The 23,705-nt window shown below is 70.2% G+C and carries 20 protein-coding genes; 18 read left to right on the top strand and 2 right to left on the bottom strand.

Annotated features, from left to right (window positions below; translation table 11 throughout):
- Window positions 1-81 precede the first annotated feature (81 nt).
- From ABZ078_RS01370 to ABZ078_RS01360, 3 genes are all read left to right on the top strand, one after another.
- The gene (locus ABZ078_RS01370; protein WP_356570400.1) at window positions 82-1,002 is read left to right on the top strand and encodes a VOC family protein; all 921 of its coding nucleotides are present in this window, start codon (window positions 82-84) and stop codon (window positions 1,000-1,002) included.
- A gap of 19 nt (window positions 1,003-1,021) precedes the next feature.
- Window positions 1,022-2,716 carry a bifunctional 3-(3-hydroxy-phenyl)propionate/3-hydroxycinnamic acid hydroxylase gene (locus ABZ078_RS01365; RefSeq protein WP_356570398.1) on the top strand — a complete coding sequence of 565 codons (1,695 nt, stop codon included), beginning with the start codon at window positions 1,022-1,024 and terminating at the stop codon, window positions 2,714-2,716.
- Between the two features lie 98 nt (window positions 2,717-2,814).
- Window positions 2,815-4,101 carry a helix-turn-helix domain-containing protein gene (locus ABZ078_RS01360; protein WP_356570396.1) on the top strand — a complete coding sequence of 429 codons (1,287 nt, stop codon included), beginning with the start codon at window positions 2,815-2,817 and terminating at the stop codon, window positions 4,099-4,101.
- A 70-nt stretch (window positions 4,102-4,171) separates the two neighbouring features.
- Here the strand turns inward: ABZ078_RS01360 and ABZ078_RS01355 are convergent, their stop codons facing one another.
- The gene (locus ABZ078_RS01355; RefSeq protein WP_356570394.1) at window positions 4,172-5,662 is read right to left on the bottom strand and encodes an FG-GAP repeat protein; all 1,491 of its coding nucleotides are present in this window, start codon (window positions 5,660-5,662) and stop codon (window positions 4,172-4,174) included.
- Window positions 5,663-6,029: 367 nt separating this feature from the next.
- Here ABZ078_RS01355 and ABZ078_RS01350 point away from each other — a divergent pair, with 367 nt between their 5' ends.
- The 14 genes from ABZ078_RS01350 (at window position 6,030) to ABZ078_RS01285 (ending at window position 21,800) form a co-directional block, all read left to right on the top strand.
- Window positions 6,030-7,010 carry a sugar ABC transporter permease gene (locus ABZ078_RS01350; RefSeq protein WP_356570392.1) on the top strand — a complete coding sequence of 327 codons (981 nt, stop codon included), beginning with the start codon at window positions 6,030-6,032 and terminating at the stop codon, window positions 7,008-7,010.
- 14 nt (window positions 7,011-7,024) lie between these two features.
- The gene (locus ABZ078_RS01345; RefSeq protein ID WP_356570390.1) at window positions 7,025-7,858 is read left to right on the top strand and encodes a carbohydrate ABC transporter permease; all 834 of its coding nucleotides are present in this window, start codon (window positions 7,025-7,027) and stop codon (window positions 7,856-7,858) included.
- Window positions 7,859-7,979: 121 nt separating this feature from the next.
- Window positions 7,980-9,323: a sugar ABC transporter substrate-binding protein gene (locus ABZ078_RS01340; protein WP_356570388.1), complete on the top strand. Its 1,344-nt coding sequence runs from the start codon at window positions 7,980-7,982 to the stop codon at window positions 9,321-9,323.
- 52 nt (window positions 9,324-9,375) lie between these two features.
- The gene (locus tag ABZ078_RS01335; RefSeq protein WP_356570386.1) at window positions 9,376-10,455 is read left to right on the top strand and encodes a LacI family DNA-binding transcriptional regulator; all 1,080 of its coding nucleotides are present in this window, start codon (window positions 9,376-9,378) and stop codon (window positions 10,453-10,455) included.
- A gap of 151 nt (window positions 10,456-10,606) precedes the next feature.
- A complete protein-coding gene (locus ABZ078_RS01330) occupies window positions 10,607-13,231 on the top strand; it encodes a CBM35 domain-containing protein (RefSeq protein ID WP_356570384.1) in 2,625 nt (874 codons plus the stop codon).
- Between the two features lie 112 nt (window positions 13,232-13,343).
- Window positions 13,344-15,479: an alpha-galactosidase gene (locus tag ABZ078_RS01325; protein WP_356570382.1), complete on the top strand. Its 2,136-nt coding sequence runs from the start codon at window positions 13,344-13,346 to the stop codon at window positions 15,477-15,479.
- Window positions 15,480-15,586: 107 nt separating this feature from the next.
- Window positions 15,587-15,817 carry a hypothetical protein gene (locus ABZ078_RS01320; protein WP_356570381.1) on the top strand — a complete coding sequence of 77 codons (231 nt, stop codon included), beginning with the start codon at window positions 15,587-15,589 and terminating at the stop codon, window positions 15,815-15,817.
- Window positions 15,818-16,274: 457 nt separating this feature from the next.
- Window positions 16,275-16,724 (top strand): MarR family transcriptional regulator, encoded by a 450-nt coding sequence (locus tag ABZ078_RS01315; protein WP_356570481.1) that lies wholly within the window; start codon window positions 16,275-16,277, stop codon window positions 16,722-16,724.
- Window positions 16,721-18,367 (top strand): MFS transporter, encoded by a 1,647-nt coding sequence (locus ABZ078_RS01310; protein ID WP_356570479.1) that lies wholly within the window; start codon window positions 16,721-16,723, stop codon window positions 18,365-18,367. The genes ABZ078_RS01315 and ABZ078_RS01310 overlap by 4 nt, the downstream gene beginning before the upstream one ends.
- Window positions 18,368-18,509: 142 nt before the next feature.
- Window positions 18,510-19,292 (top strand): DUF899 domain-containing protein, encoded by a 783-nt coding sequence (locus tag ABZ078_RS01305; protein WP_356570379.1) that lies wholly within the window; start codon window positions 18,510-18,512, stop codon window positions 19,290-19,292.
- Window positions 19,293-19,441: 149 nt separating this feature from the next.
- Entirely contained in the window at window positions 19,442-19,864 is a 423-nt protein-coding gene (locus ABZ078_RS01300; RefSeq protein WP_356570377.1) for an Hsp20/alpha crystallin family protein, read from the top strand.
- Between the two features lie 78 nt (window positions 19,865-19,942).
- Window positions 19,943-20,341: a DUF2267 domain-containing protein gene (locus ABZ078_RS01295; RefSeq protein ID WP_356570375.1), complete on the top strand. Its 399-nt coding sequence runs from the start codon at window positions 19,943-19,945 to the stop codon at window positions 20,339-20,341.
- Between the two features lie 138 nt (window positions 20,342-20,479).
- The gene (locus ABZ078_RS01290; protein WP_356570374.1) at window positions 20,480-21,106 is read left to right on the top strand and encodes a glyoxalase; all 627 of its coding nucleotides are present in this window, start codon (window positions 20,480-20,482) and stop codon (window positions 21,104-21,106) included.
- Between the two features lie 43 nt (window positions 21,107-21,149).
- Window positions 21,150-21,800: a LysE family translocator gene (locus ABZ078_RS01285; protein ID WP_356570372.1), complete on the top strand. Its 651-nt coding sequence runs from the start codon at window positions 21,150-21,152 to the stop codon at window positions 21,798-21,800.
- Between the two features lie 189 nt (window positions 21,801-21,989).
- Here the strand turns inward: ABZ078_RS01285 and ABZ078_RS01280 are convergent, their stop codons facing one another.
- A complete protein-coding gene (locus ABZ078_RS01280; RefSeq protein ID WP_356570370.1) occupies window positions 21,990-22,190 on the bottom strand; it encodes an MbtH family NRPS accessory protein in 201 nt (66 codons plus the stop codon).
- Window positions 22,191-22,253: 63 nt separating this feature from the next.
- On the opposite strand from ABZ078_RS01280, the gene ABZ078_RS01275 reads away from it, so the two are divergent.
- Window positions 22,254-23,258 carry an NAD-dependent epimerase/dehydratase family protein gene (locus ABZ078_RS01275; RefSeq protein ID WP_356570368.1) on the top strand — a complete coding sequence of 335 codons (1,005 nt, stop codon included), beginning with the start codon at window positions 22,254-22,256 and terminating at the stop codon, window positions 23,256-23,258.
- Window positions 23,259-23,705 lie beyond the last annotated feature (447 nt).

The following is a 23,705-nucleotide window of genomic DNA, read 5'->3' as shown; positions in this document are numbered from 1 at the left end:
CCGAGGCACGGGGTCCGCCGCCGCGAGCCACGTGCCATGCGGACACCCGCTCTCTTCCGACACCGCACCAAGGAGCCTGCCATGGCCCTGCACCGTCTCGCCCGCATCACCATGGGCGTCCCCGACGTCGCCGCCACCGCGGCCTACTACACCGACTTCGGCCTGACCGCCCTCGGCGACGGGCGCTTCGCCTCCACCGACGGCGGCGAACAGCTCAAGATCGTCCACACGAACCGCCGCCGCCTGGAAGAACTGGTGGTGAGCGCCGACGACCCGGACGACCTGAGCCGTATCGCCGCCGACCTCAGCCGGCTGGACGTCCCCTTCGTCCGCGACGCGCACTCCGTTCGGGCCGTCGACCCGGGCACTGAGGTCACCGTCACCGTCGAGGTGCAGCCCCGCATCGTCCAGGCCGCGCCCCCACCCGTTCCGTTGAACGCGCCCGGCCGGGCCGAGCGCCCCGACGTGCGTGCCCCCGGCGTCCTGCGGGAGGGCGCCGTCCGCCCCAGGCGGCTCGGGCACGTCGTCCTCGGCTCGACGCATCAGGAGGCGTCGCAGCGCTTCTTCACCGAGGGGCTCGGCTTCAAGGTCAGTGACCTGGTGCCCGGCGCGGCCTTCCTGCGCTGTTCGACCGACCACCACAACGTTCTCGTCCAGCAGGCCCCCCTCGCCTTCCTGCACCACTCCTCGTGGCAGGTGGACGACGTCGACGAGGTCGGTCGCGGCGCGACCCGCATGCTGGAAGGCCACCCCGAGCGGCATGTGTGGGGACTGGGCCGCCACCACCTGGGCTCGAACTTCTTCTGGTACCTCAAGGACCCGGCGGGCAACTTCTCCGAGTACTTCGCCGACATGGACTGCATCGTCGACGACCAGCTGTGGACGCCGCGGGTGTGGGAGGACGCCCGTGCGCTCTACAACTGGGGCCCGCCCGTACCACCGTCCTTCCTGCACCCCGAGGACCTCGCCGCTCTGATGACCGGCGCCCACGACGCGAGCTGACCGGAGAACAGAGACCGCCATGCAGAGCGACAACAACGACATGGGTACGGACATCAAGACGGACGTGAAGACGGACATGACGACGGACATGAGGTACGAGTACGACGTGCTGGTCGTCGGCGCGGGTCCCGTCGGCCTCACCGCCGCCGTCCAACTGGCCGTGCGCGGCTGGCAGGTCGGCGTGGTCGAGCGCTGGCCGCGGCCCTACCCGCTGCCGCGCGCGGTGGTCTTCGACCACGAGATCGCCCGCATCCTTGCCTCACTCGGTCTGGCCGACGCCCTGCCGACCCTCAGCGAGCCCGCCGAGGACTACGAATGGCGCAACGGCAAGGGCGAGACACTGCTGCGCCTCGCCTTCGACGACACCAGCCACTCCGGCTGGCCGGCCATGAACATCTTCACCCAGCCCCGCCTCGAAGCCGTGCTGGAGGAGCGGGCCCGTGCCCTGCCCGGCGTCGACATCCTGCGCGGCTGGGAAGCGGTCGACCTCACCGAGAGCACGACGTCGGTACACCTGACCGTGGCGGAGAGCGCCGGCGACCAGCCCCTGCTCCGGGACGGCACACGCCGGCACCGCACGCTGCGATCCGCCTACGTCATCGGCGCCGACGGCGCCAACAGCTTCGTACGTTCCCGGATGCGCACCACGATGACGGACCTGGGCTTCCAGTACGACTGGCTCGTCCTCGACGTCATCCCGCACGACCAGGACCGGGTGTGGTCGCCCCGCAACCTCCAGGTCTGCGATCCGGCACGGCCCAGCACCGTCGTCTCGGGAGGTCCCGGCCGCCGGCGGTGGGAGTTCATGCGGCTGCCCGGTGAGACGGTCGCCGAACTCGCGCGGCCCGAAACGGCGTGGCGGTTCCTGGCGCCGTGGGACGTGCACCCCGGCAACGCCACTCTCGAGCGGCACACCGTCTACACCTTCCAGGCCCGCTGGGCGCACACCTGGCGCGAAGGGCGGCTCCTGATCGCCGGCGACGCCGCCCACCAGATGCCCCCGTTCGCCGGACAGGGCATGTGCTCGGGCATCCGGGACGCCGCCAACCTCACCTGGAAGCTCGACCTCGTACTCGCCGGCCACGCCGACGACGCGCTGCTGGACACCTACACCGCCGAACGCTCCCAGCACCTGCGGCACGCCATCGAGCTCTCCCTCCATCTGGGCCGCATCATCTGCGAGCCGGACCCCGCCGCGGCCGCCGAACGCGACGCCCGCATGCTCGCCGACCAGCAGGCCCGCCGCGATCCGCTCGCGGGCATGCCACCCCAGACGCTCACCACCGGACTCCTCGCGCGCCAGGCCGACGGCACGCCCGCACACCCCGCGGGCCGGCTCGGCCGCCAGGGCCGAGTCCGCTTCCAGGCGCGGACGGGCCTCTTCGACCAGGTGGTCGGCACGGGCCTCGCCCTCTTGGCGGTCGAGGAGCCGCGCCACGTGCTCGACGCGGACACCGTCGCCTGGTGCGAGCGGATCGGGCTGCGTCTTCTGAGGATCACCGACGATCCCACCGCCGACGGCGAGGGCGATGTCATCGACCTCGACGGCACCTACCTTCCCCACCTGACCGACGCCGGACAGCAGGCCCTGCTGCTACGCCCCGACCACTACGTGTTCGGCGCCACGACCCGCATGGACGAGGCGCCCGCCCTGGTGAGCGCACTGCGCGAAGGGCTCACCGTCAGTTCTTCCGCGACGGCCGGTACCGGATGATTCGATGGTGAACATCGGCGTCACCGGAACCGCCGCGCCGCATCCCGGCTGCCCACCCGCTGACCGCCCCGTCGCCCCATCGCCGGAGGGAACGGCCCATGACTCACCAGTGGCTCCTGGAGCTTCAGCCGGATCCTGACCTGGCCGTCGAGCCGGCGCTGCCCTCGGCCACCGTCGCCGGCACGGCGGAAACGCTGGGCACGGGTCCGGTCCAGTGGGCGGCGCAGATCGCCGAGGCCGCCGGGAGGGAGATCCTCGAGCAGGTCCCGGAGCACGGGGGAGGCCAGGGCCCCGTGACCACCCTGCGGCGGTCGATCGAGTCCGCCGTTCTGGCCGCCGTGCGTCTGCTGGTGTCGGAGCCACCACCCCGCGTCTCCGCCCTGACCGACGAAACGCGTGAAGGATGCCGCGAGTTCGCCCGCCGCGGCATCCCTCTCGACCAGGTGCTGCGCGGCGTTCGGCTCGGCCACGGCCGACTGGCCCACGCGCTCGCCGCAGCGGTCGACGAACACGTAGCGCCCGACCGGCGCCTCGCGGAACTGCGCCGGGTCAACGACCTGCTGTTCGTCTACGCCGACAGCCACGCGAGCCTGATGGCCGAGGAGTACATCGCCGAACGCGACCGCTGGCGAGGCAGCGACGAAGCCGCCCGCCGCGCCCTCGTCGACGACGTGATCGCCGGCCGGCCGGTGGACGCGCAGGCCGCGACTCGACGCCTCCATTACGACATCTCCCGCACCCACCTCGCCGCCGTCCTGTGGTGCGACGACACCGGCGGCAACCCGCCCACGGCGGAGCGGCTGCACAGAACGGCCATGGCGATGACACGCACCATGGCGGCGGCCGGCATGCTGCTCGTCCCCGCCGACAACACGAGCGTCTGGGCCTGGTTCACCCTCGCCGACGAGGACACCGCGGGCCGGACCGAGCGCCTGCGGGACAGCCTCGACCGGCAGCGCGACGTAAGAGCCGCGCTCGGCCCGCCCGCCTCCGGCCCGCAAGGGATGCGCCGTAGCCACCTGGCGGCCCTTGCGGCACAGCGCCTCGCACACCGATCACAGCGGTGGCTCTGCGACTACCAGGAAGTCCGCCTGGTGGCACTGGCGACGGCAGAACCCGAACACGCCCACTGGTTCGTCCAGGACGTCCTCGGCCCACTGGCCTCCGGCGGGGACAGAGTGCGGGAACTGCGTGAGACCCTGCGCGTCTACCTCGCTGAGGAACGCAGCCTGCGCACGGCGGCCGAGCGCCTGCACGTGGCGCGCAACACCGTCACCTACCGAGTCAAACGAGCCGAGGAGCTACTGCCCGCCGCCACCACGACGACGGGCAACTCCCTGGAACTGCGCCTGGCCCTGGAGATCGCCCAGCACCTCCACATGTGACGGCCTGGTCATCGAAGCCGTACTTCCGTCCGGGACAGTCCGGGCAGACCGAGACAGTCCGGACGGTGGATCACTCGTCGATCGCCGCGCCGAACCGCGCGTCGCCGCCCGGGGCGCGGAGCGAGCCGCCGCCGTACGACCAGGAGCCGGTGGCCACCGTCCCGGTGCGGGACGCCGGCAGGACCCAGACCACCCCGTCGGCGGTGTTCTCACCGGGCGCCGCGGCCAGCAGTTCGCGGCGGCCGTCGTCGTCCGTGTCCGCGAGCCGCACCTGCCCGCCCCAGCGGTCCGCGCGCTCCGCCGTGCCCGGCACGCCCGCCGAGTTCTGGTCGAAGGACTTCGCGCCGGCCGCGGTCAGCCCGGCGGCCGAACCGCGCAGCAGCCACACCGCTCCGGCGTCCGAGACGGTGCCGATGTCCTCGCCGGGTGCGCCGACGGCCAGGTCGTCGTAGCCGTCTCCGTCGACGTCGGCGAGGGAGAGGTCCGCGCCGAAACCGTCGCCGAGCTCACCGGTTCCCGGCACACCGTTGACGTCCTGGGTCCACACCTGAGCCACGGTGCCGTGCTCGTCGACCCCCTGAACGCCCTCCTCGCCGCCGAAGTAGACACCGACGACTCCGCCGGTGAGGGGCTCGTGGTGGTCGTCGGGACGGTCGGGCCGGCCGAAGACGAAGTCGTCGTAGCCGTCGTTGTCGACGTCCCCGGAGGCGGTGGCCGCGCCGCCGCCCAGGTCACGGGCGTAGCCGAGGCCGTCGGCGCCGCCCCTGTACACCGCCGACCGCCCCGTGCCGTCCTCCTCCAGGCTCTGTCCGGAGACGATCAGGTCGGCGTATCCGTCGGCGTCGTAGTCACCACTGGTCAGGGACGCCGGCTGGATCGCATCGCCCCCAGGGGCACCGGTGGTGTCCGTGCGGCCGGTGCCCTCCAGAGAGTCGGTGCCGTACGTGAACAGGTCCACGCCCCCGCGGTCGGCCACGGCGAGAACGTCGCCCGGCGTGGCCCCGGTGAACCGCGCGGCGGTGACGGCCAGGCCGAAACCGGCGTGCGCCTTCGGTGCGGCGGCCCGCACGGTGACGCTGCGGGTGGCGCGCAGCCCGTCCTCGGAGCCGTACAGGACGGTCACCCGGCCCGCGTCCGCGAGGGAGCCGGAGTCCTCGCCCGGCGCCGCGACGACGGCGTCGTCGTATCCGTCGGCGTCCAGGTCCCCGGTGGCCACGGCGGTGCCGAAACCGTCGCCGGGTTCGGCGGTGCCCGGGACACCGGGGGTGGCCTGACCGAAGACCGCCGTGCGGCCCCGGTGTGCACCGGTTGCGGTGCCCATGCCGCTCGCGGCGCCGTACTGGACGGTGACGTAACCCGCGCCCCTGTGGCCACCATCGGTGCCGCCGGGAGCGCCGGTGAGGACGTCGTCGTAGCCGTCGCCGTCGAAGTCGCTGTTGCGGTCGCCGGCGTACGTGCCCCCGGGCGTGCCCGCCAGGGCGGTGGGTGCGGCGGCGATGCCGGCGCCGGACAACAGCAGGAAGGACGCGGCGGCGACGGCTGCGGAACGCCTGTGGGTCATGGTTGGTTTCCCCGTGAGTTTCTGTCGGCCAGGTGTGTGGTCGTGAATTGGATGTGCGACCGGTTTCGACAGTTGTGGCCCGCCGATCGGCTGTGACAGAGCGGTGACAAAGGGGGCGGCGACGTAGGTGAGTGGAGCGGGGAGCCACCCTGCCGCCGATACCGCCTCCCACGGCGGGGGAATCCGGCCACCGAATTTCCGCCACGCTCTTGACCCCGAGGAATGTTAGCGCTCACACTCTCATCGCACGTGCTGCCGCATCACCCCCGCGATCGCACATGAGCCTCCCACCAAGCATCGGCTCCCAGTGCCTTCCACCTCCCTTGCTCTCGTGCATGCGATTGAGCCGTCCCTTCGGAGCATAGATGTGATCGATAACATTCCTGCCGTCGCACCGAGACCGGCAGCCGACCGCGGCACCCCCAAGGCCACGCCCCCTTCGGCCGCCGACGGCGAACGTCACCGGAGGCGGAGCCGGATCCGTACAGCCGTCGAGGCGTACGTCCTGCTCGCGCCGAGCCTGGTCGGGTTCGTCCTCTTCCTGGCCGTCCCGATCGCCGGCGTCGTCGGGATCAGCTTCTTCGAGTGGAACCTGATGGGGACGCCACGCTTCGTCGGCCTGGCGAACTACCGCGAGATGATGGGCGACAGCGAGGTGTGGCGCGCCGTGCGCAACACCATCTACTACGTCCTGCTGAACATCCCCGCGCAGACCGTGCTCGCCTTGCTCCTCGCCCTCGCGATGAACCGCAGACTCAAGGGCGGCAAGGTCTTCCGCGTGCTGTTCGTCCTGCCCTGGATGGCCATGCCGGTCGCCCTGGGCATCGTGTGGAGCTGGGCCTTCGATCCGCAGCACGGCGTGATCAACCAGTTCCTGTCGCTGTTCGGCATCGACGGCCCGGCATGGCTGTCGTCGACGACCTGGGCGATGCCGGTGATGGCCTCGGTGAACATCTGGCAGTACACCGGCTACACCATGCTCTTCCTGCTGGCCGGGCTCCAGGCGATCCCCGAGTCGCTCTACGAGGCCGCCGACCTCGACGGCGCGGGAGCGGTGCAGCGTTTCTTCCGGATCACCCTTCCGCTGCTGCGGCCGTCGATGTTCTTCGTCCTGGTCACCAACACCATCGGGTCGTTCCAGATGTTCGACACCGTCTACGTGATGACCCAGGGCGGACCCGGCGGATCGACGGACACCATGAACTTCCACATCTACCAGCAGGCGTTCCAGCTGTTCCGCAGCGGCTACGCCTCGGCGCTGGCGATGCTCCTGTTCGCGATGATCCTGCTCGTGACGGCGGTGCAGTTCCTGTACTTCCGCAAGCGCACCGTCTACGACTTCAGCTGAGAGCGGCCACCACCATGTCTTCTGTCCCCACCGTCGTCCGCAGGAGCGGACTGTACGGAATCCTGGCCGCGGGAGCGCTGCTGTCGGTCGGCCCCTACCTCCTGACCCTGAACGCCGCGTTCAAGCGTCCGTCGGACCTGCTGACGACCAATGCCTGGACGCCCGCGCATCCCGCCACCTTCGCCAACTTCGCCGACGTGTGGAACGACTACGGGATGTCCTCCTTCCTCCTGCACACGCTGCTCGTCGCGGTGGTCGTCACCGCCGGGCAGGTCGTGTTCAGCGCGACGGCGGCGTACGCGCTGGCCCGGCTGGAGTTCCCGGGGCGGGACTGGCTGTTCTGGGGCTACATCGCCACCATGATGGTGCCGCAGATGATCACTCTGGTCCCGCTTTTCCTGATGATGCGTGAGCTGGGGATGGTGGACACCTTCGCCGGCCTGATCCTGCCCACCGTCTTCGGCACCCCGTACGGCGTGTTCCTGGTGCGCCAGCACTTCCGTACCATCCCCAAGGACCTGGAGGCCGCCGCCCGCATCGACGGGGCGAGCACCTGGGGCATCCTCGTGCGGATCATGCTGCCGCTGAGCCGCCCCATCCTGGCCACGCTCGCCACCATCACGTTCATCAACACCTGGAACAACCTGATCTGGCCGCTGATCATCACCAACAGCGACCGGACGCGGGTGATCACCGTGGGCATAGCCGCCCTCCAGGGTCAGCACGTCTCCGACCTGCCGCACATCGTGCTGGCCGGTGCCGCACTCGCACTGCTGCCCCTCATCGCCGTCTTCCTGCTGTTCCAGCGGCACATCGTCCGTTCCATCGCCCTCACCGGCCTGAAGTGACCCACCCGCAAAGCCTTACCCCCCTCGTCCGCGCGCGGATGTGTTAGCGCTAACACATTCGTCTGGAACGGCTCTGCAACCGCCTCCTCGTACCCCACCCGCCCCGAAAGGACCCCCGACCATGTCCGCAGCCACCACAAGAGCCCTGACCGCAGCCGCCACCGGAGCCCTCCTGCTCGGCCTCACCACCGCCTGCGGTTCGTCCGACGCGGCCTCCTCCGACGGCACCGTCACCCTGCGGTACGCCATCTGGGACGCGGTCCAGCAGCCCGCACTGCAGAAGTCGATCGACGTCTTCGAGAAGCAGCACCCCAAGATCAAGGTGAAGATCGAGCTCAACCCGTGGGCCCAGTACTGGAGCAAGCTGCAGACCCAGATGGCGGGCCAGACCGCCCCCGACGTCTTCTGGGACCACGTGGCGTACTTCCCGCAGTTCGCCAAGCAGGGCGTGCTCACCGACCTGACCCCCTACATCAAGTCCGACAAGCTCAACACCTCCGTCTACGACGCCAAGTTGCTGGCGGGCTGGCAGCAGGACGGCAAGCAGTACGGCCTGCCGAAGGACTGGGACACCATCGCGCAGGTCTACAACAAGTCCATGCTCAAGAAGGCGGGGCTGACCCAGGACCAGCTCGGCGGCCTGACCTGGAACACCACCGACGGCGGCACCTTCGTCAAGGCGCTGCAGAAGCTGACGATCGACGTCAACGGCAAGCACCCGAACGAGAAGGGCTTCGACGCCAAGCACGTCAAGCAGTACGGACTCGCCCTCGCCTCGGCCAACGGCCAGACCGACTGGTGGAACGCCGCCACGCAGAACGGCTGCAAACTCCAGGACAAGGCGTGGGGCAAGTGGACGCTCGACCAGCAGTCCTGCGTGCAGGCCATCCAGTTCGTCCGCGACCTGCGGCTGAAGTACCACGTCGCGGTGCCCGCCTCCGTCACCAACACCCCCAACGGGGCCTCGTTGCCGCAGGTCCTGGCCCGCAAGCAGGCGGCCGTCGTCTGGGACGGCAGCTGGGACCTCAACGCCTACCAGGGTTCGATGAAGGGCAACTTCGGAGTCGCCGAGCTGCCCAGTGGCCCGGTGGGCAAGGGAACGGTGTACAACGGGCTCAGCAACGCCCTGTACGCCGGCAGCAAGCACCCCAAGGAGGCGTGGGAACTGGTGAAGTGGCTCGGATCGGAGGAGTCGCAGAAGATCATCGTGGCCGAGGGGTCGGTGTGGCCCGGGATCCCCACGCTCAACAAGGACTTCGTGGCCGCGTGGCAGAAGCGGGGCGTGGACGTCAGCGCCTTCTCGAAGGCGGCCGAGGGCACGACCGTCGGCTACCCCCTGACCACCTCCTCGGCGACGTACAACGTCAAGGTGCAGGATGCCTTCAACCAGGTCTGGCTGGGGCAGCAGTCCGCTGAGGAGGCGGCCGACTCCGTGAACGAGGAGTCCAACGCGGCCATCAAGTAGCCGAACACCGCCGACAGCCGCCCGCCCCCACCGCACGCCAGGAGCCACGACCATGCCGAAGCCAGCCCCGGACGCTCACGCCGAAGAACCCGCCGAGCACGGCCCCGACCGGCACCGTTCGGTGAGCATCTTCGACGTGGCCAAGGCGGCCGGGGTCTCCCACCAGACCGTCTCCCGCGTGGTCAACGGCAGCCCGAAGGTGAAGAAGGCCACCCGGGACCGGGTGCTGGAGGTCATCGACGAGCTGGGCTACAAGCCCAACCGGCTCGCCCGGGCCTTGGCCGGGGGAGAGGTGCGCTCGGTGACCGTGCTCACCTCGGACACCAGCCTGTACGGTGCGGCCCTGGCACTGCGCGGCATAGAGGAGGCGGCGCGGGCGGCGGACTTCGCGGTGGCGATCAGCGTCCTGGACGAGAAGTCGTCGCTGACACCGGACGACGTGGCGAGCAGGCTCGCCAGGCCGGGCGAGCCGGTGCTGGTCATCGCCTTCAACGCGGCCGGCGAACGCGCCTGGCGCGCCCTGCCCGCCGAGTTCCCGGCGGCCGCCGTGGTGGAGCGGCCGCAGGACGGGCGCACCGGCGGCCGGCCCGAGGCCTGGCTGGACGACCGCGCGGCCGCGGCGCAGGCCACCCGGTACCTGCTCAGCCTGGGCCACCGGACCGTCCACTACGTGGCGATCCCCTCCTCCACCACCCGGGTCGGCCAGCGGGCCGAGGGCTGGCGGGACGCCCTGGCCGACGCCGGGCTGCCCGTCCCCGAGCCGCTCGAAGGCGGCTGGAGCCCGCGATCCGGCTATCTGGCCTCCCGGGCCCTGGTCGCCGACCCGCAGGTCACCGCGGTGCTGTGCGGCAACGACGAACTGGCGCTGGGCGTGCTGCGCGCGGCGCGCGAGGCGGGCCGGGACGTACCGGGCGACCTGAGCGTCGTCGGCTTCGACGACGCGCCGTACGCGGGCTACGCCCACCCGGCCCTCACCACCGTACGGCTGGACTTCGAGGGGCTCGGGCGCGGCGCGTTCGGCATGCTGCACCGGCTGCTCGACCCGGACAACGCGCCACTTCCGCCGCTGTGGGCGGAGCCCGAGCTGATCGTCCGTGAGAGCACCGGCCCGGCACCCAGCCGCTCGCACTGACCACCCCCGAGGGGGCGCCGCCCGTGCGCGAGTGCCCCGCACCGCTCTCTTCGCGGGGGATGTGAGCGGTAACACATGCGCCGTACTCGCCTCTCGGCCCACCCACCATCCGTCCTCCCGCAACGTGGCGGGAGGAGAAAGCCAGGTTCCCATGTCCTTCCACACCGGTACCCACCAGGCGGCGCCGCCGCCCGGTCGCCGTGCGAGAACGTCTCTGCTCGGAGCGCTGGCCGTGGCCGCGCTCATCGGCACGGCCCTCGCCGTACCGCAGTCGGCCGCGGCGGCAACCCAGACCTTCACCGTCGACCTCGGCACCACCACCGGAGCCGTCCTGCACGGCTCGAACGGCGCGCTCTACGGGCAGAGCGACGACGGAGTCCCCGGTGACAACCTGCTGGCGCCGCTGAAGCTCACCACCGGCTCCCAGAAGCCCCCGAACGGAGCGCAGCACCCCAACGGCGACATCCTGAAGGTCGCCCCCTCGTTCTTCCGCAACGGCGGCGGCACGATGTACACCAACATCCAGGACATGTACTCGGACTGGCCCTACCAGAACCTGGGCATCAGCGACTACCTCACCAAGGTCGACAGCGCGGTCAACGCGATCAAGGCGACCTCGTACGAGGACAAGGTGGTCTTCGTCCCGTTCAACGAGCCCGACGGCAACTGGTACACCGGCCTCAAGAGCTCCAACTCCACCACCTACCAGACGGCCCTGAACAAGTTCGAGTCCGACTGGAGCACCGTCTACGCCCGGATCCGGAGCATCATTCCGGACGCGAAGATAGGCGGGCCCAACACCGAGTCCTTCAACAGCAAGTTCTTCGGCGACTTCCTGACCTACGCCAAGTCGAAGAACCAGCTCCCGGACGTCTTCACCTGGCACGAGCTGAACCCGGGCTCGCTCGCCGACTACCGTGGCCACTACGCCACCTACCGCTCCCTGGAGAGCGCCCGCGGCATCAGCCCGATCACGGTCAACGTCAACGAGTACGCCAACCGGCGCGACCAGTCGGTGCCCGGGCAGATGGTGCAGTGGGCCGCGATGTTCGAGGACACCAAGGTCTACGCGCAGCAGCCGTACTGGGACATCGCGGGCAACATGGACGGCAACACCGTCCGCACCAACGTCCCCAACGGCACGTGGTGGTTCTGGCGCTGGTACGCCGGGATGACCGGGCAGACGGTCAAGACCACCCCGCCGCAGCCCAACGTCAAGGACACGCTGCAGGGCATGGCGTCCCTCGACACCGGCCGCAAGCAGGCCCAGGTGATCGTGGGCGGCTCCGCCACCGACAGCAACGTGGTGATCAACAACATCCCGAGCGCCACGTTCGGCAGCAAGGTCGAGGTCACCGTGCAGGCCCTCGGCTGGAGCGGTTACGAAGGCGCCTCCGCGCCGCCGCAGACCATCTCCCGCGCCGCTTTCACCCCCTCGGGTGGCTCCGTCACCGTGCCGCTGACCGGCCTGGACCCCATGTCCGCCTACCGCATCACGGTCACCCCGAACGGCGGCGGCACGGCCGCCACGCCCAGCGTGCCGTTCTCCGCCTCCTACGAGGCCGAGAACGCGGCCATCACCAACGGCACCGTCGTCACCCAGGGCACCGGGGCCAACTTCGGCACCGCCCAGATGTACGCGACCTCCGGCACCAAGGACGTCGGCTTCCTCAGCCAGAGCGACAGCAAGGTCGTCTTCACCGTCAACGTCCCGTCCGCCGGCACCTACAACCTCCGCGTCTTCTACGGCAACCAGACCGGCGCCCCGTCCCAGCAGGTTCTGCGCGTGGACGGCGCCAACCCGAGGTTCGTGAACTACCCCTCGACGCTGAACTGGCAGTACCGCTCCACCGTCACCGTCCCGGTCAGCCTGAGCGCCGGCAGCCACACCGTGTCGCTCGCGGTCACGGACCCGACGCTGGGCACCGCGAAGGGGGAGGTGACCCTCGACAAGATCGACCTCACCGCCGCCGCGAGCACCTCGGAGACGGTGTACGAGGCCACGTTCGCCGACATCAGCGGCAGCCCGGCCTACTCGTACGGCGACGTCGGCGAGACCGGCACCGGCAGCCTGGTCATGACCAGCGGGGACAAGGCCACCTTCGACGCGTACGCCCCGACCGACGGCTACTACACCGTCAAGACGGGCTACTCCTCGTCCGGCGGCAGCACCGCCCTCGCCCTGAACGGCACCACGGTCGCCACCTACGCGTCGTCGAACGGGTCGGCCACGACCTCCAGCTCCAGGCTGTACCTGTCCGCCGGTATCAACCGGATCGCGGTCAGCCCGAACAGCGGCACCACGCTCACCCTGCGCGACCTGAAGGTGGCCGGCTCCGGTGACACCAGCGGCGTCGCCAAGTACGAGGCCGAGAACGCCACCCTGGCCGGGCAGGCCGCGGTGGCCTCGGACACCTGGGCGTCGGGCGGCAAGAAGGTCGGCTTCATCGGCAACGGCAGCGGCAACACGCTCACCTTCGGCAACGTGAACGCCTCCGCGGCCGGCCGCTACACGGTCGTCGTCCACTACGCCAACAACCAGCGGGCCGGGTCCGGCAACTACAACATCAACGTCGAGTCCCGCACCGCGCAGCTGTCGGTCAACGGCGGCACCGCCGACACGCTGCCCTTCCGCAACACCTACAGCTGGAACGACTACTGGACCCTGCCGACGACCGTCAGCCTGAGCGCCGGCACCAACACCCTGAAGTTCGCCAACTCCTCCTCCTGGGCGCCCGACATCGACTACATCGAAGTCGCCCCGGTCAACGGCTGACCGTCACCCCGAGGAGCCACCGCCGGGACGGCACTCCCGTCCCGGCGGCGGTCCGGACACCCGCCTCAGCCGCGGCACGCCAGCCGCCCCGCCCCCAGCCCGAAAGGCCGCCATGCCGAGCATCACCCACGACCCCGAGCACAAGCTGTGGGTCCTGTCCGGACCCGGGTCCAGCTACGTCCTCCACCTCGACGACGACCACCGACTCCGCGGCCTGCACTGGGGCCCCCGCCTCACCCTCGAACAGGCCGCATCCCTGCTCCGGTACCCGCAGCCCGGCTACCGGCCCTTCGAGGACGCCACCGACGGCACCCTCGACCTCGACACCGCGGGAGCCCTGCGCTACGCCCTTGCGGGCGTCCAGGTCCGTTTCCCCGACGGCGTACGCGACCTCGAACCCCGCTTCGTCGAGGAGACACGCCGCGACCATCCCGACGGCGGCACGGAACTGGTGCTGCGGTTCGCCGACCACCACTACCCCCTCACCATCGACGCCCACTACCGCCTGCGCCCCGGAACGGACGTGATCGAACGCCACCTCCGGCTCCGGCACACCGGCGGCGAGGCCGACGAGCCGGTCACCGTCGTCCGCGCCGACTCGGCCACCTGGGTCCTGCCCCGGCTGGGGGAGTACCGGCTGAGCCAGGTCCGCGGTCAGTGGTCGGCGGAGACACAGCTGAACCGCACGCCGCTTGCGTACGGGGAGACGGTGTTGACGAGCCGCCGTGGCACCACCAGCCACCTGGCCAACCCCTGGGCCATGATCGACGACGGGCGCACCACGGAGGACCACGGCGCCGTCTGGTCCTGCGCCCTCGCCTGGAGCGGCAGCTGGCGACTGACCGCCCAGCGGCTGCCCACCGAACGGGTCACCCTCTCGGCGGGCTTCGGCCACGACCCGGTCACCTCGGAACTGCCGCCCGGCGCGGAACTGACCACGCCCGTGTGCGCGGGCGCGTACACCGAGGGCGGCTTCGGCGCCGCGAGCCGCCTGTGGCACCGCCACGTCCTCGACCACGTGCTGCCGCACGCCGGCGAAGTGCGGCCGGTCCTGTACAACTCCTGGGAGGCCACCGAGTTCGACATCGACGTCACCGCACAGATCGAGCTGGCGCAGAAGGCGGCGGCGCTCGGCGTGGAGCTGTTCGTCATGGACGACGGCTGGTTCGGCGCCCGCACCCACGACGCCGCCGGACTCGGCGACTGGACGCCCAACCCCGAGCGCTTCCCCGACGGCCTCACCCCTCTCATCGACCGGGTCCACGACCTCGGCATGCAGTTCGGCCTGTGGGTCGAACCCGAGATGGTCAACCCGGACAGCGACCTGTACCGCGCCCACCCCGACTGGGTGCTCCACCACCCGCACCGCCGCCGCACCGAACACCGCAACCAGCTGGTCCTCAACCTCGCCCGCCCCGACGTGGCCGCCTGGCTCCACGGCCGGCTCGACGAACTGCTGTCGAAGAACGCCATCGACTTCCTCAAGTGGGACATGAACCGCCCCTTCACCGAGGCGGGCTGGCCCGACGCCGAGGGCGACCCCGACCGGCTGTGGACCGACCACGTCCACGCCCTGTACGCGCTGCTCGACCGGCTGCGCGCCGACCATCCGCACCTGCGCGTCGAGTCGTGCAGCAGCGGCGGAGGCCGCCTCGACCTCGGCATCCTCGCCCGCACCGACCAGGTGTGGACCTCCGACAACACCGACGCGGCGGACCGCGTCGAGATCCAGCACGGCTTCTCCCAGCTGTACCCCGCGCGTGTCATGGGCGCCTGGGTGACCGACAGCCCCAACCCGTACACCGGGCGGAGCGCGCCCCTGGACTTCCGTTTCCATGTCGCCATGACCGGCGTCCTGGGCATCGGCGGCGACCTGAACCGGTGGGGGAGCGCCGAGCTGTCCCGGGCCGCCGAACTCGTCGCGGCGTACAAGGGCGTACGGCACCTGGTGCAGTTGGGCGAGCAGTACCGTCTACGGCCGCTCGGAGACGGGGAGTTGAGCGCCGTGCAGTACCTGGCGCCCGACGGCCGTGAGACCGCGGTGATCGCTCTGCGGCGTGCACGGCGCTTCGGTCACCGGGACCCCGCGCTGCCCCTGCGTGCCCTCGACCCTTCGGCCCGTTACCGCGACACGACGACCGGAGCCGTCCACCACGGCGCCGTGCTGCTCACGCATGGGCTGCCATTGGACCTGGTAGCGGACGACTACGCCTCCGCGCTCGTCCACCTGGTACGCGAGCCGGCCTGAGCAGGGGAGGAAGCCCGGCCTTGGCCGTGACTGGCCCGGACGAGACATGATGTGCCCGCACCGTCGGCCTACGACCCTGACGGCTCCGGCATCGTGCCGCGTGCCGAGTGGGCCGGCGTTCCACTCTGCGTCGACGCGTCAGGGACCTCCTCGGTCCGCGCTGGAAGGGGAAGATCGTCTCGACGTTCCCGAACGACGACGACGCCGTCCTGTACCCCTACAAGCTCATCGTCGACAAGTACGGCTTCGGTACGCAGGAGCCCGCCGACCGTGTCGAGGCAGGCACCGCGGCCATCGCGCTCGGCGCGGACGGCATGCTCACCCGGCCGACGGCGTGAAGACCCGGTTCGTCGTGCCGAAGCACGATCCCTTCATGGCCTGGGCCCAGCGCGCCACCGTCCTCAAGGACGCGAAAGTACCCGGCCGCCGCAGGCTGTACCTGAACTGGTGGCTGTCGAAGCAGACCCGGTCCGACTTCTCCATGTGCCCCGTGCGCACGGACGTGGCGCCGCACGCCGGGTACCGCCCCTCCGGGAGTACCGCGGCGCCCACTCGACGGCTTCGAGAACTTCATGGCCGACCGTGCCCTCATCGGGCGCTTCCGCCGGCGACTCACCCTGTACGTGGGAGAGGTGAAGGGCGCCCCTTCGCCCGGCTGGCTCGGCCTGCACCCGGGGCGGTGGGCCGGAGAACGACCAGGACCGGCAGGAACCACTTTGACCTCAAGCTGACTTGAGGTTTTACGCTGATCGCGTCCAGGTGATCGATCGAAGGGGGCGTGTACGCGTGACACTCATGGAGTATTCGCAGGAGGAGCTGGCCGGGCAGCCCATCGGCGCGTGGAGCGGGGAGGCGTACCGGCGCGTAGTCGGAGCGCTCCGTGCGCAGTTGGCGGTGGAGGGGCTCACGCAGCCGCATTGGTGGGCGCTCAACCACGTCGCCGGGGATCCAGGCAAATGGAACCGTGCGACATTGATCGAGCGACTGGCGCAGTACGAGGATCTCGGGATCGACTTCAACGGCGTGTTCGACGACCTCGTCACCCGCGGATGGTTGCGGGAAGACGCGGGGATCATGACGTTGACCGAGGCCGGGGAGGCGGGCCGCGTTCGAGCCAGGGAACGCAACTTGCGCGTGCACCGGCAGATGCACGAAGGCATCGACACGGCCGACTTCGTCACCACGATCAATGTCCTGCGCCGCATGGTCGCCAACCTGGGCGGCAACGGCGACCTGCCCGACTGAAGGTCCGCACCACGCTGCCGCCGGGCTGCGACGCGGGCGACTTCCCGGCGTACGCCTCCGGCTCCCACGAGTTCATCGCCGTCGAATCAGGAACCCTGCGCCTGACGCTGGGCGACAGGACCGTGGACCTCGGGGCGGGGGACTCGGTGTACTTCGCCGCCGACGTCACCCACGGCTACGCCAACCCCGCCCCGGAGCCCTGCACCTATCACGTCGCCGCACTCGTCATGCGCCCGTGCGCCGCCCGGCCACGCGCCGGCGGCGAGGGCGCTTTGCAGCGCGAATGCGGGGAGTTGCTGTTCATCCATCGCGCCGAGCGATCCGCCTCCGCTACCGTGACGATCAGAATCGGGCTCGTCGACGCGCTGGTGGCTGGGTGGTGCGTCTCCTCGACGTACCCGATGGAGACATCAGTGTCGTACCGCTCCCTGCTGCGCGTCGCAGGCGTCGGCTTCTTCCCGCTGGGGTTCCTCGCCCGTCTGCCGTACGCGACCTCGGCTCTCTCCACACTCATCCTGCTCCAGGCATCGACCGACAGCTACGCCTTCGCCGGACTCGCCAGTGCGGCCCAGAGCATCGCCATCGCCATCGGCGGACCGCTGGTGGGGGCCCTTGCCGACCGCCACGGACACCGGTCCGTCGGAATCGCCGCCGCGATCGCCAACTTCGGTGCCTGGGCCGCCCTGCTCGTCGCGAGTCAAGGCAGCCGGGAGAGTATGTTCGCCGCGGCCGCTCTCGTGGGCCTGACCCAGCCCCAGGTGGGCCCTCTCGTGCGCGTGCACTGGTCTCGTCTGGTGCGCTCGTACGAGAGGCGCGACCTGATGCCGGCGGCACTGTCCTACGAGGCATCCGCCGACGAGATGAGCTTCGTCGCCGGACCGGCGCTCGTGGGGCTTCTCGCGGCGGCCTGTCCCCTCGCACCCACGGTGGCGACCATGGCCCTGATCGCATCGAGCACCCTTCCCTTCGCCCTCCGCTACGCCCAGGGCACCCCCACGCAGCAACCCCTTGCGGGGGAGCACAGGAAGTCGCGGCTGCCGCGTCGCCCGCTGGTCGTCGTGTTCCTGGCGATGGTCGCGATGGGGGCGGTCTTCGGAGCGATCCAGACGGCCGTCACCGTGTACGCCGACGCGATCGACAAGCCCGGCGCCTCGGGGCTCGTGTACGCCGCGTTCGGCATCGGCAGCGCCTTGGCCGGTGCGGCCTGTGCCTGGCTCCCGCAACGGTTCTCCTTGCGTGCCCGCTACGTCTCGTTCGCCGCGGCACTCTCCGTCGGCATGCTGGTCCTCTTCGTCGGAGCCCGGCTGGCGTCCCTCCCCGTAGCTGTCGTGCTGGCGAGCTTCACCGTCGCGCCCTACATGATCAGCCTGTACGCGTTGACCGAACGACTCGCCCCTGCCGGGCGGGCGGCGGTCGCGATGACCGTCCTGTGCGCGGGCGGCCCTCTCGGGACGGCCGGCGGACAAGCCCTGTCGGGACGCCTCGCGCAAACGCATGGCGTCGAAGGCGCCCTCCTGGTGGCTCTCGTCGTGGCGACCGGTGCGCTCCTGCTCGCCCTCTGGGCGGTCTGGGCCGACAGGAATCGCAACGTCTGGATCATCGACGGCGAACCCGCGAACCCGCGAAGCAGAGCGGGTCTGTGAAGTCGTCAGCCCGACGTGGCCGTGCGGGTTCGGCCGAGGGCGTCCCGCTGCGATGAGTTCCGGACGGGTCGGGAGTCCCTACTGCCGACCGCCGTAGAGCGGCGTACGACGCCGCCCGGCACCGGACACCACGGAGGACACCATGACGACCACGCCTCACGACCCGACCGTCACGCTGCCCGGCCGCCCACCCGTGGTCGACCTGGCCACCTGGCAGGCCGCCCGTGACGAGCTGCTGGTCCGCGAGAAGGCCCACACCCGCGAGGGCGACGCCCTCGCCGCGGCCCGCCGCCGACTGCCGATGGTGGAGTGCGACGGGACGGTCGAGGTCGTCGGACCCGACGGCCCGGTCCCGTTCCTGGACCTGTTCCAGGGGCGCGACGAACTCGTGGTCTACAAGCACATGTGGTACGACGGCGCGCCGCACCAGGGGCAGTGCGAGGGCTGCACCACCACGGCCTGGCACCTGAAGGACGCCGTCTACCTCAACGCCCGCGGTGTCTCGTTCGCCATCGTGACCACGGGCCCCTGGGACGAGGTGGCCTCCTACGTCGCGTTCATGGGCTACACCCAGCCCTGGTACTCCGTGCGCGGCGTGGACGCGCCGGTCGGCGGCGAGATGGGCTTCCTCACCTGCTTCCTGCGCGACGGCGACCGAGTGTTCCTCACCTACTCCACGACGGGCCGGGGCAACGAGCGGGTCAACGGTTCCCTCGGCCTGCTCGACATGACGCCCTACGGCCGTGGCGAGGCGTGGGAGGACAAGCCCGAGGGGTGGCCCGAGGGCGGCAGCCCGTGCTGGTCCTGGCGCTCGGACGCGGACGGGAACGCCACCTGGGGCCCGACCAGCCGCCCCGTGCCGCAGTGGACCCGCCCCGGCGCGACCCCCGTGGAGAACCTCGGCCGGCACGGCCACCACCACTGACACGCCTTGACCGAGGGAGAGCCATGGCGGCCAGGCTCGACCTCCGGCAGAACTTGCGTCGGTTGTTGTCAAACTTTCTTACGGTGAGCTATATAAGTCAGTGAGGTTGTTACACGCATCCCAGCATCCCGAAGAAGGGAGTGGTGACGATGCTGATGCGTACGGACCCCTTCCGCGAGCTGGACCGCCTCACCCAGCAACTTCTGGGCACCCCTGCCCACCCCGCGGCCATGCCGATGGACGCCTACCGTGAGGGCGACACCTTCGTCGTCGAACTCGACCTCCCCGGCGTCGATCCGGAGTCGATCGACCTCGACGTCGAACGCAACGTGCTGACCGTCAAGGCCGAACGCCGCTCCAGCGCGGCCGAGGGCGCCGAGGTCGTGGTCGCCGAGCGGCCCACCGGAACCTTCAGCCGCCAGCTCTTCCTCGGCGACACCCTGGACACCGAGCGCATCGACGCCTCCTACGGCGCGGGCGTGCTGCGCCTGACCATCCCGGTCGCCGAGCAGGCCAAGCCCCGCAAGATCGCGATCAGCGGCGGCGACACCCGCAAGGAGATCAGCGGCTGACCCGGCAACGGACGGGTGGGGCCATGGCCCCACCCGTCGAAAACGGCCACCCCGCGCGGACGAAGCCCGGGAGGAACGATGCGCATGCACTGGGACGCGTTCTTGGACGCGGTCCAAGAACGCGGGGAATACCGCACGCGGCAAGAGGCCGAACGGGCCGCCCGCACCGTTCTCGCCCTGTTGGGCGCACACCTGGTGGGAGAGGTGCGGTCCGAGCTGGCCGCCCGGTTGCCCGAAACCATGGCACTGGTCCTGGTCAACCCCCTCCAGGCACACGAACCACTCCCACCTGAGCGATTCATCCGCGCGGCATCCGCATGGATCGAGGGCGCGACAGAACGGACCGCCACCTGGGATGTCAGCGCCGTGCTCTCCGTGGTGGCCGACGTCGCGGGCGAAGAACTGATGAACCGGATCCTGCTCCAGCTCCCTCCGGGCTACGACCTCCTCTTCGGCCATCCGCAACCGGTCGACTGAGTGTGAGCCGCGCTCAGTCGCTCAGTCGGTGAGTCGGTGAGTCGGTCATCGGGCGAGCCCGGGTCGTGCCGACGTGGTCTTCGATCTGGTCAGGAATCGAGAAGCGTGACTCTCACAGCCGCACCTAGCGTCGTCGTCATGACTTCCATCGAATCCGTCACCCTTGAGGTGGCCGACCCCACCGCCGCCCACCGCTTCTACAGCACCGCTTTCGGCCTGGGCAGTCAGATACGCCTGCTTGCCTCGGACGCACCGACGACCGGCTTTCGCGGGTTCACCCTGTCGCTCGTGGTGTCCCAGCCGGCCGGCGTCCACGCCCTCGTCGACGCGGCCGTGGAAGCCGGCGCCACGGTGCTGAAGCCCGCCACCAGATCGCTTTGGGGCTACGGGGGCGTCGTACAGGCCCCGGACGGGACCATCTGGCAGGTTGCGTCGTCGGCGAAGAAGGACACCGGCCCGGCCACCCGGCGGATCGACGAGATCGTGCTGCTGCTCGGCGTCGAGGACGTGAAGGCCAGCAAGCAGTTCTACGTCGAACGCGGCCTCACCGTGGCGAAAAGCTTCGGCGGCAAGTACGTCGAGTTCGCCACCGGGCCGGGTCCCGTCAAGCTGGCGCTGTACAAGCGCCGTGCCCTGGCCAAGGTCGCCGGCGTCGATCCGGACGGCACCGGCTCGCACCGGCTCGCGATCGGCAGCAGCGCCGGGCCGTTCACCGACCCGGACGGCTTCGCGTGGACGACCGCGGCGCGGACCGCGTCGCTGTGAGCGGTCCGGAGCCGTGGGTAGACGTTGCGTCGTGATCGGTGATGTGGAGTGGACGACGTTCGTTCCGGCGGCGCTGTTGCTGGCCGCCACGCCTGGGGCGAATCAGTTGATGGCCCTCCGTAACGGTCTGCGGCACGGTCTCGCTCCGGCCGTGAGCGCATCGCTGGGTCGCTTCACGGCCTTCGCGTCCATGGTGGTGGCGGTGGCAGCCGGACTAGGGGCGGTGCTGACCGCGTCGGAGGCGGCCTTCAACGTGATCAAGTGGTGCGGTGTGGCCTATCTGTTGTGGCTGGGGGCACGGACGATCCTGACCGGCGTGCGCGGACGGAGCGACGGTGACGAGGAGTCGGCCGTCGGCGGTGTCGATGGGGAGGGCGTGCGCGGACGGCGTACGGCGTGGCGGCTGGGTCGGCAGGAGTTCCTGGTGGCGGTGACGAACCCCAAGGCGCTGATCCTGTTCGCGGTGTTCCTGCCGCAGTTCCTGCCGCGCGGCGCCGAAGGGGGCGCCGCCCCGCTGCTGGCGCTCGGCGCCGCGTACATCGGTATCGAGTTCTGCTGTGCATGGGGTTATGCGGCTCTGGGAAGTCGCCTGCGCCACAGGGGACTCACAGGACCTGGCCGGGGTCGGTTGGACGTTCTGACAGGGGTGGCCATGCTGGGCCTGGCCGGCTGGCTGGCAACGGAGAACCACTGACGGCGCCACTCGGCCACGGCGGGTACCTCTGTCGACGTGCGGATCGGGCCGTCCAAGGCGGACGAGCGGCCGTGCTGCGCCGCGGCACGCCCTGGTCGTACCGCGGCACAGCGCCGAAATGCGCGCACGGGAATTCCGCTTGTGAGCGTAGTTCCGCCGTCCTGGCCCCCTACCGGGATTCCGCTCCGGTCATCCCGCCGACCGCTCCATCTGCTGCCGGAGTGACAGCGGACGCATGTCTGTCCATACGTCGTTGATGTCGCGGAGGCATTCCTCCTTGGTCCCCGTCTTTCCGGTGTCGGACCAACCAGGCGCGAGTTCGCGATCCGCCGGCCAGATCGAGTACTGCTCCTCGCCGTTGACAACAACACGGTAGATGACAGATTCCATCCGTCAGTTCCCCCTTTTTCGTATTCCCCAGGTGTAAGGGATTGCGGCGTCTACCATACCCCCATGAGAATCGCTGTTCTCGGGGGAACCCGATTCATCGGACCGTGGGTGTTGCGCGGACTGCTGGCGCGCGGGCACGAGATTCTGGTTTTTCACCGAGGTGAGACGGGTTGCGCGGACGTGCCCGACCAGGTGTGTCATCTGCACGGTGACCGTGCCGCATTGCACGACCATGCCGCCGCCTTCGCCGCGTTCCGGCCGGACCTCGTGCTGGACATGGGCGCGATGTCCCGGACGGACGCGAGGCGCACGGTCGAGGTGTTCCGCGGTCTGGCCGCGCGGGCGGTGATGATCAGCAGCGTCGACGTGTACCAGGGGTTCGCCGTGGTGACCGGCGCCGCCGAGGACGGGCCGGTGCCGGTGCCGCTGACCGAGGACTCGATGCCGCGCGAGCAGCGGGCCGGGTCGCCGGACGCCTACGACAAGCTCCTCGCCGAGGAGGTCTTCCGGGAGTGCCGCGATCTGCGGACCACCGTGCTCCGCCTGCCGATGGTGTACGGACCGGGCGACCACCAGCGCCGCGCACGCGAGATCCTGCGCCCCATGCGCGACGGCCGGGAGACGGTCCTCCTCGACGAGGGCTTCCGGACCTGGCGGTTGACCCGCGGTTATGTGGAGGACGTGGCGGCGGCGATCGTGCTGGCCACGGGTGATCCGCGCGCCACCGGGCGTACCTACAACGTGGGAGAACGCGATCCCTGGAGCGAGGAGGAGTGGGTCCTCGCGATCGGTGCCGCGGCCGGATGGGGCGGAAAGGTGCGGTTCCTACCCCCTGACCGGCTCCCCGGGCACCTCGTCACGGGCATCGAGTTCCGCCAGGACCTCGTCGTCGACACCAGCCGGATCCGGCGGGAACTGGGCTACACCGAGCCGACGGCGCGGGCCGACGCGATCATGCGCACGGTCGCCTGGGAGTCGGCCCAGCCGGCCGGGGACGACCCCGACGACCGCCCCGACTACGCCGCGGAGGACGCGGCGATCGACGCGTGGCCCGGGAACGCATCCTAAAAGCGGAAAGGTTGAATCCGCAGACTGTTTTCCTGGCAACAAATATCCCGTGCAAAGACGATCCCAAACGATCAAAAGCCGGACCGATAAAGGTTGACTCGTTCGGGTCGGCTCTGTAAGGATCGGTCCCGGCGGTCGCCGCCGAGGAGCTGGCGGTCGTGCACGGGGGCCTTTATCAGCGGGGGTTGCGGCGGCGCCATGTGAAGCGCCGCGTCTTCAGAGAGCATTCGATGGCTCCGGCTGTTCAGCGCTGCCCTGTCACGGCAGCTCAGCCGTCGGCGTGGAAATATTCATCACAGGCAGTGTAAAAAGCGCATCGTGCTGCTGAAACGCTGGGTTCGGCGCGCGGAATCACGGGGGCACAGTGATCGATCTTCCTTTGGCATGCCATTCGTCTATTGACGCGTCGTCGGACGCAATTCCACAGCGCACGTATTGCGTTTCCGG

It is taken from the genome of Streptomyces sp. NPDC006385, assembly GCF_040612485.1.
In the GTDB taxonomy this organism is placed as follows: domain Bacteria; phylum Actinomycetota; class Actinomycetes; order Streptomycetales; family Streptomycetaceae; genus Streptomyces.
This window is presented reverse-complemented; position numbering and strand designations above follow the sequence as displayed.

Excerpts from the sequence above, each read along its gene's own strand:
- ABZ078_RS01370 (WP_356570400.1), top strand. The coding sequence starts at position 82 with ATGGCCCTGCACCGTCTCGCCCGCATCACCATGGGCGTCCCCGACGTC.
- ABZ078_RS01365 (WP_356570398.1), top strand. The coding sequence starts at position 1,022 with ATGCAGAGCGACAACAACGACATGGGTACGGACATCAAGACGGACGTG.
- ABZ078_RS01360 (WP_356570396.1), top strand. The coding sequence starts at position 2,815 with ATGACTCACCAGTGGCTCCTGGAGCTTCAGCCGGATCCTGACCTGGCC.
- ABZ078_RS01355 (WP_356570394.1), bottom strand. The coding sequence starts at position 5,662 with ATGACCCACAGGCGTTCCGCAGCCGTCGCCGCCGCGTCCTTCCTGCTG.
- ABZ078_RS01345 (WP_356570390.1), top strand. The coding sequence starts at position 7,025 with ATGTCTTCTGTCCCCACCGTCGTCCGCAGGAGCGGACTGTACGGAATC.
- ABZ078_RS01340 (WP_356570388.1), top strand. The coding sequence starts at position 7,980 with ATGTCCGCAGCCACCACAAGAGCCCTGACCGCAGCCGCCACCGGAGCC.
- ABZ078_RS01335 (WP_356570386.1), top strand. The coding sequence starts at position 9,376 with ATGCCGAAGCCAGCCCCGGACGCTCACGCCGAAGAACCCGCCGAGCAC.
- ABZ078_RS01330 (WP_356570384.1), top strand. The coding sequence starts at position 10,607 with ATGTCCTTCCACACCGGTACCCACCAGGCGGCGCCGCCGCCCGGTCGC.
- ABZ078_RS01325 (WP_356570382.1), top strand. The coding sequence starts at position 13,344 with ATGCCGAGCATCACCCACGACCCCGAGCACAAGCTGTGGGTCCTGTCC.
- ABZ078_RS01315 (WP_356570481.1), top strand. The coding sequence starts at position 16,275 with ATGGAGTATTCGCAGGAGGAGCTGGCCGGGCAGCCCATCGGCGCGTGG.
- ABZ078_RS01305 (WP_356570379.1), top strand. The coding sequence starts at position 18,510 with ATGACGACCACGCCTCACGACCCGACCGTCACGCTGCCCGGCCGCCCA.
- ABZ078_RS01300 (WP_356570377.1), top strand. The coding sequence starts at position 19,442 with ATGCTGATGCGTACGGACCCCTTCCGCGAGCTGGACCGCCTCACCCAG.
- ABZ078_RS01295 (WP_356570375.1), top strand. The coding sequence starts at position 19,943 with ATGCGCATGCACTGGGACGCGTTCTTGGACGCGGTCCAAGAACGCGGG.
- ABZ078_RS01290 (WP_356570374.1), top strand. The coding sequence starts at position 20,480 with ATGACTTCCATCGAATCCGTCACCCTTGAGGTGGCCGACCCCACCGCC.
- ABZ078_RS01280 (WP_356570370.1), bottom strand. The coding sequence starts at position 22,190 with ATGGAATCTGTCATCTACCGTGTTGTTGTCAACGGCGAGGAGCAGTAC.
- ABZ078_RS01275 (WP_356570368.1), top strand. The coding sequence starts at position 22,254 with ATGAGAATCGCTGTTCTCGGGGGAACCCGATTCATCGGACCGTGGGTG.